Source organism: Stenotrophomonas sp. Steno-C18 (assembly GCF_056393195.1).
The window spans coordinates 207,372-220,239 of sequence record NZ_JBWJOX010000002.1 but is presented as its reverse complement, the minus strand read 5'-3'; the positions used below and the strand labels follow the sequence as shown (position 1 = coordinate 220,239).

Below are 12,868 nucleotides of genomic sequence, written 5' to 3'. Positions count from 1 at the left end.
TCGCGTTGCGGCGCACCGATGAGTGAGAATCGGCAGATCTTCCCCCTTCGGAACCTCCCCATGGCTGGAGCCAGCCTGTTCGCCCTGCTCGACGACATCGCCACCCTGCTTGATGACGTTTCCATCCTGACCAAGGTCGCGGCCAAGAAGACCGCCGGCGTGCTGGGCGACGACCTGGCCCTCAATGCCCAGCAGGTGACCGGGGTCAGCGCCAACCGCGAGTTGCCGGTGGTGTGGGCGGTGGCCAAGGGCTCGCTGCTCAACAAGGCGATCCTGGTGCCGGCGGCGCTGGCGATCAGCGCCTGGCTGCCGTGGGCGATCACCCCGCTGATGATGCTCGGCGGTGCCTTCCTCTGCTACGAGGGTGTGGAAAAACTCGCGCACAAGTTCCTGCATTCCAAGGACGAGGACGACGCCCACAAGGCCGAGCTGACCCGCGCGCTGGCCGATGACAGGACCGACGTGGTGGCCTGGGAGAAGAACAAGATCAAGGGTGCGGTGCGCACCGACTTCATCCTCTCGGCGGAGATCATCGTGCTGTCGTTGGGCGTGGTGTCCAGCGCGCCGTTCGGCCAGCAGGTGGCCACGCTGATCGCCGTGGCACTGGGCATGACGGTGTTCGTCTACGGCCTGGTGGCGGGCATCGTGAAGCTCGATGACATCGGCGCGTGGATGCTGGACAAGGGCAGGGCGATGGCCGCGCTCGGGCGCGGCATCCTGCATGCCACGCCGTGGCTGATGCGCGGGCTGTCGATCGCCGGTACGGCGGCGATGTTCCTGGTCGGCGGCGGCATCCTGGTGCATTCGATCCCGGCGCTGCACCACTTCGTGGTCGGGCTGGCCCCGTCCCACCTGGAGTGGCTGGCCAACGCGCTGGGCAGCGTGGTGGTGGGCGTGGGCATCGGTGCGGTGGTGCTGGCGGTGGTGACGTTGGTGCAGAAGCTGCGCGGCGGCTCCGCGCCGGCGCACTGAGGTGCCGGCATGCAGCGCGGCCCGGGCCGCGCTGCATGCGATGACGCCCCGTGGCATGGATCACGGCGGGGTGGAGAGCTCACGCAGGTACTGTTGCGCGCGTGCCAGTGAGTGACCGGACAGGCTCTGCAGCAGGCGCTGCAGACCATGCGTTGGTGGCAGCCGACGCAGCGCCCAGCGCGCCAGCGCGGCGCTGGCGAGCATCGCCACGATGCCGAAGCCCAGCGTGGCAACGAACCATTGCGGTGCCAGCCGGTACAGGTCCAGGTGCAGCCACTGCACGCACAGCCATTGCGTGGCCAGCAGCCACAGGCAGAACCACGGCAGTCCCAGCGCCAGTTCGGTGGCTGCGGTGAAGCGTTGCAGCCGTGCCAGCTGCTGCATCCGCTGGAGGACCGGCGCATCGAGCATGTCGATGCGCAGCGCCAGCAGGGCGCGGGTGATGGACACCCAGATCGCGGCGATGCCATACACGTGGAAGGCCAGGCCGGTGAGCAGCAGGTGCGGGATGTCGCGATGCGCGATCCAGAACCCCGCCGCCAGCATCGTCACTACGATCCACACCAGCAGCCAACCCAGCTGCAGCGCGCTGAAGCCGCGCAGGCGGCGGCGTACCTGCTGCTGGCGCGGTTGCCGCCAGGCCTCCAGCGCGGTGACTTCCAGCGCGTCGATGCGTCGTGCCTGGTCGGCCCAGGCGGCCTTGAGCTGTTCCAGTTCCATCGGGGGCCTCGTCAGTCTTGGGAAGGGGACAGGTGCCGGCGCAGTTGCTGGCGCAGGCGGTGCAGGCGGGTGGCGGCATTGCCGGCGCTGATGCCGAGCACCTGGCCGATCTCCTGGTGGCTGCAGTCATCCAGGTGCAGCAGCAACAGGGCGCGGTCCAGTGGCGGCAGGGCGTGGATCACGGCATGCAGCTGCGCGCGCTGGGCAGCCTGCTCGGCGGTGTCCTCCACGGCCAGGCCCGATTCCATCGGGTCGGGGGCGAGCGTGCCGTGGTGGCGCTGCCGCAGCTGCCGGCTGCGCTGCTGGGAGATGGCCACGTTCAGGGCCACCCGGTACAGCCAGGTGCCGAACCGGGCCTTGTCCGGGTCGAACGAGGCGAAGCCGCGCCAGGCCTGGATGCTGATGTCCTGGACCAGGTCGCGGCGGTCCTCCGCTGCCTGGCTCCAGGCGCGGGCCACCTTGAGCACGATGCCCTGGTGCTGCTGCAGCAGGTCGGCGAAGTGGTGCTGCAGCGTGGCGTTGGCGGTCACGGGGATGTCCATGCAAGGGTGATTCGCACCAGCGCAGGGAATATCACAGCGGCGGGGAGGAGGCGGTCGCGGTCGGCCGGTGCCGGCCGCACGGCGGGCGGCTCAGTCGGCGTTGCGGATCTGGTCGCGGCCGGCCTGCTTGGCGGCGTAGAGCGCGCGGTCGGCGCGCTGCAGCAGCAACTCGGTCGGCTCGCCGGGGCGGCGTTGCGCCGTGCCGGCGCTGAAGCGTACGTGCACCCGCTGGTCGTCCTGCAGGAAGGGGCGCTGGGCCAGCGCTTCCTGCAGGCGGCGCAATTGGATCTGTGCCTGCGCCTGCGGCATGGCCGGCAGCACCAGCACGAACTCGTCGCCGCCGAGGCGGGCGACGTGGCCGTGGCTGCCCAGTCGCGCCTGCGCGGTGGCGACCAGGTGGCGCAGCGCACGGTCGCCGCCGGCGTGGCCGAAGGCGGCGTTGGTCTGGCTGAAGTGGTCCAGGTCCAGGAGCGCGATGCTGAGCGTGGCCCCGTCGTCGGGCAGGCTGGAAAGCAGGGCATCGAGCCCGCGCCGGTTCAGGGCGCCGGTCAGCGGGTCGGTGCGCAGCTGGTTGCCGGCTTCGGCCAATTCGGTTTCCAGCTGGCGCACGCGCTGCTCGGCGGCCTGTGCTTCGGCGCGCGCATTGGCCAGGTGGTCACGCGCCCGCGCGGCCTGCGCCTGCACGCGCGCGGTGTCCTGCAGCACGTCCTGCAGCAGGCTGGTCAGGTCGGCGATGCTGCGGCTCTGGCGCACGGCGATGGCATAGCTGGCGATGCGGTCGTGGTACTCGCCGGTTTCGGTGGCCATGCCGTCGACCTGGTCGATGAAATCGACCATCAGTTCCTTCATCGCCTGCTTGGATTCGTCGATGCCCTGGCGCAGCAACCCCTGCCGGTAGATCACTTCGCGCAGGTCATTGCGGGTCTGTTCCAGCGCATCGCCGTCCAGCGGACCGGACAGCAGCTGGCGCACGCTGCGGATCTGGCCGTGCAGCCAGCTGTCGGCGTCGAGCAGCTCGGTGATGTTCTCCAGCAGCAGGTCGAACAGGCTCAGCAGCAGGTCGCGTTGCTCCTGCAGGCCCTCGCTGCGCACGCCGACCTGGTGGCACAACTCGCGCAGGTGCTGGGCCACCGGCTGCAGGGCCTGGCCGCTGCGCCAGGCCCGCAGTTCCTCGCCCATCCGCCGTGCCTGCTGCTCCAGCTCGGGCGAATGCTGCATCAGGCTCGCCAGCACCGCATCGAGCGTGTTGGCCAGCAGGTCGCGCAGCTGCGCGGCCTCGCCATTGCCGACGGGCTGCTCCTGCTCGATGGTGCGGATGTACTTGTCGATCAGCTGCCGCATCAGGCGGCCATAACGCTCCCAGTCCCGCTCGGCATGCGCGCTGTGCAGGCGCTGGCCCATGTCGCCCAGTTCACCCGGCAGGCTGCACATGCCCTGGGCAAAGGCGCCGAGCAGCGGCTCGGGGCTGTCGGCGCCGACGAACAGGCGCTGCAGCAGGGCCATGCCGGGGTTGTCCAGCGTCGCAGGTTCCGGCCGCGGCGCAGGGCTGGTCCGACGCGACAGGATGCGTCCCAGCCCGAGGCTGCCTGGTGCGGAGGAATCGGAGCTGTCGGCCATGGCGCGCGGGTTCGGGTGGGGGTGCGGGGGCGCGCAGGCGCCCCCCGGCGGGGTGGTATCCAAGCCTCATTATCGGCAAGGTGATGGGGGGCTTGAATCGCAGTCGATCACAGGAGCGGGACATGCGGGTGCTGTTGGCGGGGGCGACCGGGTTGGTCGGGGCGCAGGTGCTGCGGCGCCTGCTGGCCGATGCGCGTTGCAGCGCGGTGGTGGCGCCGACCCGGCGGCCATTGCCGGTGGTCGATGCACGCCTGCACAACCCGGTGCACGATTTCGCCGCCTTGCCGCTGGACGCGCCGTGGTGGCAGGTGGATGCGGCGATCTGCGCACTGGGGTCGACCTTGAAGCAGGCCGGTTCGCGCGAGGCGTTCCGCCAGGTCGACCATGGCTACCCGCTGCTGATCGCCCGCACGGTACGGGCGCGGGGCTGCGCGGTGTTTGCGTTGAACTCGGCGATGGGAGCCGATGCCGGTTCGAGGTTCTTCTACAACCGGGTCAAGGGCGAACTGGAACGCGACCTGCGCGCGCTGGGGTTCGATGCGTTGACCTTGGTCAGGCCCGGGTTGATCGGCGGTGAGCGGCTGGAGAAACGTGCCGGTGAACACGCCGCCCTGGTGGTATTGCGCGCGCTGGGGCCGGTGCTGCCCAAGGCCTGGCGGATCAATCCGGCCGAACGGATCGCCGGGGCGTTGGTGGAGGCGGTAATGGCACCCATGCCGGGTGAACGGGTGGTGGGCTCGGCGGCGTTGGTGTGAGTTCTGGAGGGCGGGGGGACGTTGTTTCTGACGCAGGCTCGCGGTCGAAGCCGTTCCTACGCCCCCTCCCTTTGCCGCAGGCAAGGGGAGGGCTGGGGAGGGGTGCTCTCGTGCAGGAACCCTGATCGGCTTCGTGACCGAGGCCGTTCCTGCGAGGGTCACGCAGGCAGCGACTGGCCGCCATCCACCGCCAGCACCTGCCCGGTGATCCAGCGCGCCGCCGGCGAACACAGGAACAACGCTGCCTGCGCCACGTCCTCGACATCGCCGAAGCCGCCGAACGGGATCCTGTCGCGGATCCGTGCGTACAACGCCGGTTCCTCGCTGCGGCGACGCTCCCACAGGCCGCCGGGGAATTCGATCGAGCCCGGCGCCAGGGCATTGACCCGGATGCGCTCGTGCGCCAGCTCGGTGGCCAACGCGGTGGTGTAGTAGTTCAGCGCGGCCTTGGCCGTGGAGTACGCCGCCGCGCGTGGGGTCGGCACCGAGGCGTTGATCGAGCTGATGTTGAGGATGGCCGGCATCGCGCTGCGGCGCAGGTGGGGCAGCACGCAGCGGTTGGTGCGCACGGCCGCCATCAGGTCGATGTCGAAGCCGGCCTGCCAACTGGCATCGTCATTGCCGTTGCCATAGCCGGAGGCGTTGTTGACGACGATGTCGATGCCGCCAAGCGCGGTGGCCGCGGCGTCTACCCACTGCGCGATCTGCGCCGGATCGGCGAGGTCACAGGACTGCGCATGGACCGCCTGCGCACCGGTGGCCTCCAGCAGCACGGCGGCCTGCTGCAGTACCTGTGCGTTGCGTGCGCACAGGCTGATGCGCGCGCCGGCGCGGGCGAAGGCGTCGGCGATGGCCAGGCCGATGCCGCGGCTGCCGCCGGCGACCAGCACGCGGGCACCGGTGAGGGTGGGAACGGACATTGGCTGCATCTCCAGGGAAGGCTGCGCGGATTATCCGATGCCGTGGGTGTTCACTCCCAGACGCGCGGTGGCGCGCCCTGCTCGGGGCGATGCATGCGTACCACGCAGAAACGATGGCCCGTCGGCGCTTCCATCACCCACCAGCGCTTGACGAAGCCGATGCGGCGGGCGCCCAGGGCTTCCAGGCGGTCGGCCTCGGCGTCGATGTCGTCCGCTTCGATGTCCAGGTGCACGCGCGAGGCGTGGCTGACACGCTGCACCTCGACATTCAGGTGGCCGGGGGCATCGCGCAGGCGGCTGTACTGCGAACCATCGGTGTTGGATTCGCTGGGCTCGGCCTCCAGCCCCAGTGCGGCGCCCCAGAACGCGGCGGCGGTGTCGCTGTCGGTGTCCTGGCAATCGATGATGAATCCGGCAAGACGGCTGCGGTGGCTCATGGAGGGCTCCGGGTGGCAGGGAAGCCGGCAGCTTACCCGCGTGTGGTTGCAGCGCCGGTTGCGATGGCGTGCGGGCCGGCCAGGCGCCAGGCGGCGCTGCACAGCGCCCCGTAGACCAGCCATTCGGCCAGGCGTTGCAGCAAACCGCGCACGTCAGCCAGCGTGGGAGTGCCCATCAGCAGGAACAGCAGCAGCCAGGCCATCGCCAGCGCGATCCACAGCAACCGGGTGGCGGGCCGCAGGCCGGGCGCGGCCGCCATCAACACCAGTCCCAGCGTGGTGCCCAGGTAGGTCAGCACGCCCAACAGGTTGTGCAGTACCTGCCAGACGCTGCCGCCGTGCGGGCAGCCCAGGTCACATGGCGCCAGCGCCGAGCCGATCCAGGCCAGGGGTTCGCACAGCAGCAGCCAGTAGCCGACGCGCCCGATACCCACCAGCGGCACGCGCGCGGCCATCACCACCAGCAGCGCCGCGCCCAGCACGCCCACCGGGATGAAGCCGGCCAGGCTGATCAGCCGCGCGTGCGCGCTGCCGGTGGCACCGAGTTCACTGATGTACTGCGCCACCGGCGAATACCCGGGCTTGAGCGCCGCGCCGCCCAGCAACATGGCCAGGTAGACCAGCACGAACAATCCGACCAGCCAGCGCCTGTCCTGCATCGGCGCGCCTTACTGCGGAGTGCTGGACAGGAACAATTCCACCTTGCCGCACGACGGGCAGGCGTACAGGTCGAACTCCTCGCGGTGCACGAACAGTTCGCCCAGTTCGCCGAGCAGGAACGGCATCGCCTGCGAGCCCTCGTGGAAGCGGCGGCGACCGATGAAGGCCATTTCGCTGTCGGTGCAGCGCAGGCAGGTCATCTGTCGCAGTCCCTGGACATGCACGACGCCCGGCGCGTGCGCTTCGGGGTCGGGGGCACTGCCGTCGGCATGCGTGCCGCAACGCCAGCACACACGTGCCTCGATGCCATTGCGTACACCGCATTGCGTACAGATCCAAGCGTCCATGGTGTTTACCGAATCGTGTGCGTGGCTTTCCGGCCCATCGTAACGCCGGAGGATGACACCGCGGTATCCGCCGGCCCGGCAACGATCAGTGGATTGGCGGCGCGTGCAGCTGGGCGAACAGCAGGTTCTGCGCCTTGCGGGCCATTGCGCGCGGCACGCTGGCGACGAAGCTGCCACCGCTCAGGGCCATGTCACCCTTGATGATCAGGCCGTTGATGCGGGTGTAGCTGCGGAAGGTGTAGCGGTTCCCGTCGCGGCTGACTTCCAGGAACATCGGTGCGGTCAAGAAGCCTTTGCCCTTGCGGTAGACGCGGTTCGGGCCGGCTTCGCTGGCAAGGTGGTAGCCATTGGCCTGTGCCCAGGTGGCGACCTGCGCCAGGACGTCTTCATCGCTGGTCAGCGTGGTCTGGTCGAACGGCCGGCCGCTGTTCCTGGCGATCAGTGCCATCACGTTCAATGCCCCCAGCCCGATCACGGCGCCGACAACCATCCCTGTCATTATTCCCATTGCGTTTTCCCATTGAAGTAGCGGGCCGTATGGTAACGGCCCGCAGGCGTGCATGCGTGTTCAGCAGGGAGGAACCGCTGCATCGATCCCAAAAAAAGGGCCCGCATCACTGCGGGCCCCGGGACTGCGCTGGCAGGACCGGTCAGTTGGTCCGGGCCAGGTCGTCGATCAGCGCACGCAGGAAGCGGGCGGCTTCGCCGCCGGTGCAGGCGCGGTGGTCGAAGGTGACCGACAGCGGGATGACCTTGTGCGTTTCCACGCCACCCATCACCGGCGTCAGCTGGAAGCGGGCGCGGCCGGCGGCGACGATGGCCACGCACGGCGGCACGACGACCGGCGTTGCGTAGCGGCCGGCGAACATGCCGAAGTTGGACAGCGAGATGGTGTAGCCGCTCAGTTCCGAAGCGGCGATCGAGCGGTCTTCCACCTGCTGGCGCAGGCGGTTGATGCCTTCGCGCACGCCACGTGCATCGAGCATGTCGGCATTGCGCAGGGCCGGCACGAACAGGCCGTCGTCGGTATCCACCGCAATGCCGATATCCACCTGCGCGTGCAGGGTGCGGGTGAGGTTTTCACCGTCGAACCAGGCGTTCATCGCCGGCACGGTCTGGCAGGCGACCACGATCGCGCGCACCAGGCGCGAGGTCATGTCATTGCCCGGTGCCCAGGCGTGGATGTCGGCGTCGTCGGTCAGCGTGGTCGGCACGACCTTGCTGTGCGCATCGGCCATCACCCGCGCCATGTTGCGGCGTACGCCCTTGAGCGGTTCCGGCTGACCCTTGGCGACCACGCCCGGCGGCGCGGTGCGCATCGGCTTGCCGGCGGCGGAAAGCGGGGTGCGGGCGGCTTCATCCCTTCCACCGCCTGCGGGGGAAGGTGCCCGCAGGGCGGGTGAGGGCGTACGCGGGAGAGGTGCGCCGACGCGGGCGGTACCGGCTTCGGCCGCCTGCTTCACATCGTTCATCGTCACCGCGCCGTCGGCGCCGGTGGCACGCACGCGGGCCAGGTCCACGCCCAGCTTGCGCGCCATCGCGCGCACGGCCGGCACCGCCTTGACGCCACCGACGGCCACGGCTTGCTCGGTGTGCACGGCATTGGAACTGACCATCGCGCCTACCACGGTGCCTTCGTCGGCACGTTCGGCGGCGGCAGCCGGTGCCGGCGCTGCGGCAGGTGCAGGTGCCGCAGCGGCCGGTGCCGGGGCGCCGTGGTGGTGGCCGGTATCCTGGCCTTCGGCACGCTGCGGCAGGTTCGGGTCGATCTCGAAGTGCGCCAGCATGTGGCCGGTGACCACGATGTCACCCGGCGCGCCGGCCAGCTTCAGTACCTTGCCGGACACCGGCGAGGGCACCTCGACCACGGCCTTGGCGGTCTCCATCGAGACCAGCGGCTCGTCCAGCTTGATCACGTCGCCTTCCTTGACGAACCACTCCACGATGGTGGCGTCCGGCAGGCCTTCGCCCAGGTCGGGCAGGTTGAAGCTCTTGGTCTGGCTCATGTGCAGTTCTCTTCCAGCAATTCAAGTTCGCGTGCCGGTAGCCAGCCCTGCGTGCCATCGGCACGCTCGGACCACCACCAGCCGCCATGTTCATGGTGCAGCCGCACCTGCTCGCCACGGTCCACGTCCAGTTCGCGCGCGCTGTAGTCGCGCAGCACTTCGGCGCGGCCGTCGTCGAGCATCCGCAACCAGGCAATCGGCGTCCATCCGGCATCGCCGGCGTCGGTGGTCACCCACGCGAACGCCGGCCATTCCTCGTCACGCACACCCAGGGCGACGATCTGCCCGGTGTGCACGTGCAACGGATTGCGGTACTGGCTGCGGTGGCTGCCGGTCAGGCGTGCCTGCATGTCAGCCCGCCGCCACCGCGCGCTTGGCCGCCGCCACGATCCGCTCCACGCTCGGCAGGTACTTCATTTCCAGGCGGAACAGCGGGATGTGGGTGTCATAGCCGGTGACGCGCTCGACCGGGGCGAGCAGGTCGTACATCGACTCCTCGGCCAGGCGGGCGGCGATCTCGGCACCGAAGCCGGCGGTCTTGGGCGCTTCCTGCACGATCACGCAGCGGCCGGTCTTGGCCACCGACTCGGCGATGGTGGCGAAGTCGAGCGGGCGCAGCGTGGCCACGTCGATCACTTCGGCGCTGATGCCTTCGCCGGCCAGCTTGTCGGCCGCTTCGAGGGCTTCCTTCACCTGCGCGCCCCAGGTCACCAGGGTCACGTCGGTGCCGTCGCGCAGCACGAAGCACACGTCCAGCGGCAGTGCCTCGCCGTCGTTGGCGACCACTTCCTTGTACTGGCGGTAGATGCGCTTGGGCTCCATGTAGATCACCGGGTCCGGCTCGCGGATCGCGGCCAGCAGCAGGCCATAGGCACGCTGCGGGCTGGACGGCAGCACCACGCGCAGGCCCGGCACGTTGGTGAAGATGGCTTCGTTGGCCTCGCTGTGGTGCTCCGGCGCACGGATGCCGCCGCCCCACGGCACGCGCAGCACCATCGGGCAGTGCAGGCGGCCACGGGTGCGGTTACGCAGGCGTGCGGCGTGGCAGATGATGTGGTCCACCATCGGGTAGACGAAGCCGTCGAACTGGGCCTCGGCCACCGGCTTCATGCCCTGCGCGGCCAGGCCGACGGTGAGGCCGGCGATGGTGGTCTCGTCCAGCGGGGTGTCCAGCACGCGCTGCGCGCCGAACTGCTGCTGCAGGCCGGCGGTGGCGCGGAACACACCGCCGTTGACGCCCACGTCCTCGCCCAGCACCAGCACCGACGGGTCGTGTTCCATTTCCCATGCAAGGGCCTGGGTGACGGCTTCGATGAGGGTGATCGGGGTGGCGGTCATGGTGGTTTCTCCGCTGTTGCTGGCCGCGCTGTGGGCCACGTCGTGGCCGGCCGGGGTTCCGGGAAGGGCGCGCTTGATGTCATCCATGGCGCTGCTCCAGGGCGATGGCGGCGGCGCGCTGGGCCAGCAGGTCCGGCGGCGGATCGGCGTACAGGTAATCGAACATGGCCTCGACCGGCTGCACCGGGCAGTTGAGGTAGGCGTTGACCTCCTCGTCCACGCGGGTGCCGCACTCGGCGATCCAGGCCTTCTCTTCCTCCTCGCTCCACACGCCGGCGGCGGTGAGGTACTTGCGCAGGCGGATCAGCGGCTCGCGCTGCCAGGCGGCCTTGACCTCGACGTCGTCGCGGTAGCGGCGGGCGTCGTCGGCGGTGGTGTGGTCGGACAGGCGGTAGGTGAGGAACTCCAGCACCGTGCCGCCCTTGCCGGACAGGGCACGTTCGCGTGCCTGCTCCATGGCCGCCAGCACCGCGATCAGGTCGTTGCCGTCCACCTGCAGGCAGAACAGGCCGCCGGCCAGGCCCTTCTGGGCCAGGGTCTCGGCACCGGTCTGGGCCGAACGCGGCACCGAGATCGCCCAGCCGTTGTTGACCACGCACAGGATCAGCGGCAGCTGGTAGGCGCCGGCCGAGTTCACCGCGGCGTAGAAGTCGGTCTTGGAGCTGCCGCCGTCACCGCAGACGGTGACCGCCACCTGCGGCAGGCCGCGCAGCTTGAACGACAGCGCCGAGCCGGCCGCGTGCAGGCATTGGGTGGAGATCGGCACGCAGATCGGGAAGTCGCGGACGGCGTCGCTGTCGCGGTCGTAGTCACTGCCGCGCTCGTCGCCGCCCCAGTACATCAGGACGTCGCGCGGGCGCACGCCGCGCATGAACATCGCGCCGTACTCGCGGTAGCTGGGGGCGAACACGTCGCCGCTCTTCATGGCCGCGCCGATGCCGACGTGGGCCGCTTCATGGCCCAGGCAGGAGGCGAAGGTGCCGAGTTTGCCGGTGCGCTGCAGGGCAACCGCCTTGGTGTCGAACACCCGGGTGGCCAGCATCTGCTTGAACAGCGGCAGCAGGCTGCGCGGGTCGCGCAGCGACTCCGGCAGGTCGTCGCGTACCAGGCTGCCTTCGGCATCCAGGTACTGCAGGTAGTCGATTTGGAACTGGGCGGAAACCGTCATTGCAGCAACACCTTGAACAGATGGTTTCAAATGATAGGAATTGCGCATGGTAAGGAATCAGGCTGGAAAAGCCGTCCTGCGGCGCAGCACGACTGACCGTACAAATGCCGGGTTCGTTCCATGGCCCTCGCCACGGCCGAGTAAATACAGCGTATTCAGCAAGGCCGCGCCAAGGCAGGGCATTGTCGCGCCGGTTGCCATCGCAAGTGTTCTTATTCCGTTTGCGCGGAACCGCACCGTCGGGGGGATGCCCGCCGGGCCGGGCCGTGCCCGGCATGCGATCCCGGCAATACCCGGCGGTGCCTGGCGCCGCGCTACCGGGCGTGCGGCTGCGTTACCCTTTGCGCCCCGCGCAGATGGCAAGGCCGATGACCGTAGAAAAGAACCAGCGTGAGCTCGAGGCAGGCATCCACACCGACCTGCAGGGCCGGCTCACCTACGGCGGCTACCTGCGCCTGGACCAGTTGCTGTCGGCCCAGCAGCCGCTGTCCAACCCGCCGCACCACGACGAGATGCTGTTCATCATCCAGCACCAGACCTCGGAACTGTGGTTGAAGCTGCTGGCCCACGAGCTGCGCGCCGCGCGTGCCCACCTGCAGCGCGACGAGGTCTGGCAGTGCCGGAAGGTGCTGGCCCGCGGCAAGCAGGTGCTGCGCCTGCTGACCGAACAATGGGCGGTGCTGGAAACCCTGACCCCGTCCGAATACATGGGCTTCCGCGACGTGCTCGGGCCCTCGTCCGGCTTCCAGTCGCTGCAGTACCGCTACATCGAGTTCCTGCTCGGCAACAAGAACGCGGACATGCTGGGCGTGTTCGCCCACGACCCGGCCGGGCAGGCGCAGCTGCGCGAGGTGCTGGAGGCCCCCAGCCTGTACGAGGAGTTCCTGGCCTACCTGTCGCGCTTCGGCCATGCCATCCCGGCCACCTACGAGGGCCACGACTGGACCCAGTCGCATGTCAGCGACCCGGCGTTGCGCCATGTCTTCGAGAACATCTACCAGGACACCGACCGCTACTGGCGCGAGTACTCGCTGTGCGAGGACCTGGTGGACCTGGAGACCCAGTTCCAGCTGTGGCGCTTCCGCCACATGCGCACGGTGATGCGGGTGATCGGCTTCAAGCGGGGCACCGGCGGCTCCAGCGGCGTGGGGTTCCTCAAGCAGGCGCTGGAGCTGACCTTCTTCCCGGAACTGTTCGAAGTCCGCACCAGCATCCGCGCCGATCCGCCGGCGGGCGCCTGAAAATCCAACGTATTCAGCAGCTTGCAGGGGCGCCTCGGGGCGCCCCTGCGGCGTTTCCGGCCGTCGCAGGCCGGCCCGGGCAAGCCGTCTGTGGATTTGACGTGAAGCCGGCCCTTCGGTGATGCTCGCCCGTCGCGCCGGTTCC

General features: G+C 69.4%; 15 protein-coding genes. 3 read left to right on the top strand and 12 right to left on the bottom strand.

Annotation, left to right across the window (positions count from 1 at the left end; all coding sequences use genetic code 11):
* Positions 1 to 60: 60 nt before the first annotated feature.
* Positions 61 to 972 carry a DUF808 domain-containing protein gene (locus tag AC06FE_RS05605; RefSeq protein ID WP_446540734.1) on the top strand — a complete coding sequence of 304 codons (912 nt, stop codon included), beginning with the start codon at positions 61 to 63 and terminating at the stop codon, positions 970 to 972.
* Between the two features lie 60 nt (positions 973 to 1,032).
* Here the strand turns inward: AC06FE_RS05605 and AC06FE_RS05600 are convergent, their stop codons facing one another.
* From AC06FE_RS05600 to AC06FE_RS05590, 3 genes are all read right to left on the bottom strand, one after another.
* Positions 1,033 to 1,692 (bottom strand): hypothetical protein, encoded by a 660-nt coding sequence (locus tag AC06FE_RS05600; protein WP_478072459.1) that lies wholly within the window; start codon positions 1,690 to 1,692, stop codon positions 1,033 to 1,035.
* 11 nt (positions 1,693 to 1,703) lie between these two features.
* On the bottom strand, positions 1,704 to 2,234 hold the full coding sequence (locus tag AC06FE_RS05595; RefSeq protein ID WP_132863234.1) for an RNA polymerase sigma factor: 531 nt from the start codon (positions 2,232 to 2,234) through the stop codon (positions 1,704 to 1,706).
* A 90-nt stretch (positions 2,235 to 2,324) separates the two neighbouring features.
* Positions 2,325 to 3,851: a GGDEF domain-containing protein gene (locus AC06FE_RS05590; RefSeq protein ID WP_478072458.1), complete on the bottom strand. Its 1,527-nt coding sequence runs from the start codon at positions 3,849 to 3,851 to the stop codon at positions 2,325 to 2,327.
* Positions 3,852 to 3,973: 122 nt separating this feature from the next.
* On the opposite strand from AC06FE_RS05590, the gene AC06FE_RS05585 reads away from it, so the two are divergent.
* The gene (locus AC06FE_RS05585) at positions 3,974 to 4,606 is read left to right on the top strand and encodes a Rossmann-fold NAD(P)-binding domain-containing protein (protein WP_478072457.1); all 633 of its coding nucleotides are present in this window, start codon (positions 3,974 to 3,976) and stop codon (positions 4,604 to 4,606) included.
* Between the two features lie 158 nt (positions 4,607 to 4,764).
* Here the strand turns inward: AC06FE_RS05585 and AC06FE_RS05580 are convergent, their stop codons facing one another.
* The 9 genes from AC06FE_RS05580 to pdhA form a co-directional block, all read right to left on the bottom strand.
* Positions 4,765 to 5,526: an SDR family NAD(P)-dependent oxidoreductase gene (locus AC06FE_RS05580; protein WP_478072456.1), complete on the bottom strand. Its 762-nt coding sequence runs from the start codon at positions 5,524 to 5,526 to the stop codon at positions 4,765 to 4,767.
* Between the two features lie 50 nt (positions 5,527 to 5,576).
* Positions 5,577 to 5,963 carry a VOC family protein gene (locus tag AC06FE_RS05575; RefSeq protein ID WP_478072455.1) on the bottom strand — a complete coding sequence of 129 codons (387 nt, stop codon included), beginning with the start codon at positions 5,961 to 5,963 and terminating at the stop codon, positions 5,577 to 5,579.
* Positions 5,964 to 5,995: 32 nt separating this feature from the next.
* The gene (locus AC06FE_RS05570; RefSeq protein ID WP_478072454.1) at positions 5,996 to 6,622 is read right to left on the bottom strand and encodes a DUF998 domain-containing protein; all 627 of its coding nucleotides are present in this window, start codon (positions 6,620 to 6,622) and stop codon (positions 5,996 to 5,998) included.
* Between the two features lie 9 nt (positions 6,623 to 6,631).
* On the bottom strand, positions 6,632 to 6,970 hold the full coding sequence (locus tag AC06FE_RS05565; RefSeq protein WP_478072453.1) for a hypothetical protein: 339 nt from the start codon (positions 6,968 to 6,970) through the stop codon (positions 6,632 to 6,634).
* An 85-nt stretch (positions 6,971 to 7,055) separates the two neighbouring features.
* Entirely contained in the window at positions 7,056 to 7,469 is a 414-nt protein-coding gene (locus AC06FE_RS05560; RefSeq protein ID WP_132863247.1) for a hypothetical protein, read from the bottom strand.
* Positions 7,470 to 7,620: 151 nt separating this feature from the next.
* Complete coding sequence (locus AC06FE_RS05555; RefSeq protein ID WP_478072452.1) at positions 7,621 to 8,976, bottom strand: dihydrolipoamide acetyltransferase family protein; 1,356 nt, start codon at positions 8,974 to 8,976, stop codon at positions 7,621 to 7,623.
* Positions 8,973 to 9,326 carry an SH3 domain-containing protein gene (locus AC06FE_RS05550; protein WP_132863251.1) on the bottom strand — a complete coding sequence of 118 codons (354 nt, stop codon included), beginning with the start codon at positions 9,324 to 9,326 and terminating at the stop codon, positions 8,973 to 8,975. The genes AC06FE_RS05555 and AC06FE_RS05550 overlap by 4 nt, the downstream gene beginning before the upstream one ends.
* Before the next feature lies 1 nt (position 9,327).
* Complete coding sequence (locus AC06FE_RS05545) at positions 9,328 to 10,314, bottom strand: alpha-ketoacid dehydrogenase subunit beta (protein ID WP_446541055.1); 987 nt, start codon at positions 10,312 to 10,314, stop codon at positions 9,328 to 9,330.
* Positions 10,315 to 10,393: 79 nt separating this feature from the next.
* On the bottom strand, positions 10,394 to 11,482 hold the full coding sequence (pdhA, locus tag AC06FE_RS05540; RefSeq protein WP_313252989.1) for a pyruvate dehydrogenase (acetyl-transferring) E1 component subunit alpha: 1,089 nt from the start codon (positions 11,480 to 11,482) through the stop codon (positions 10,394 to 10,396).
* A 368-nt stretch (positions 11,483 to 11,850) separates the two neighbouring features.
* Here pdhA and AC06FE_RS05535 point away from each other — a divergent pair, with 368 nt between their 5' ends.
* The gene (locus tag AC06FE_RS05535; protein ID WP_132863256.1) at positions 11,851 to 12,723 is read left to right on the top strand and encodes a tryptophan 2,3-dioxygenase; all 873 of its coding nucleotides are present in this window, start codon (positions 11,851 to 11,853) and stop codon (positions 12,721 to 12,723) included.
* Positions 12,724 to 12,868: the final 145 nt, after the last annotated feature.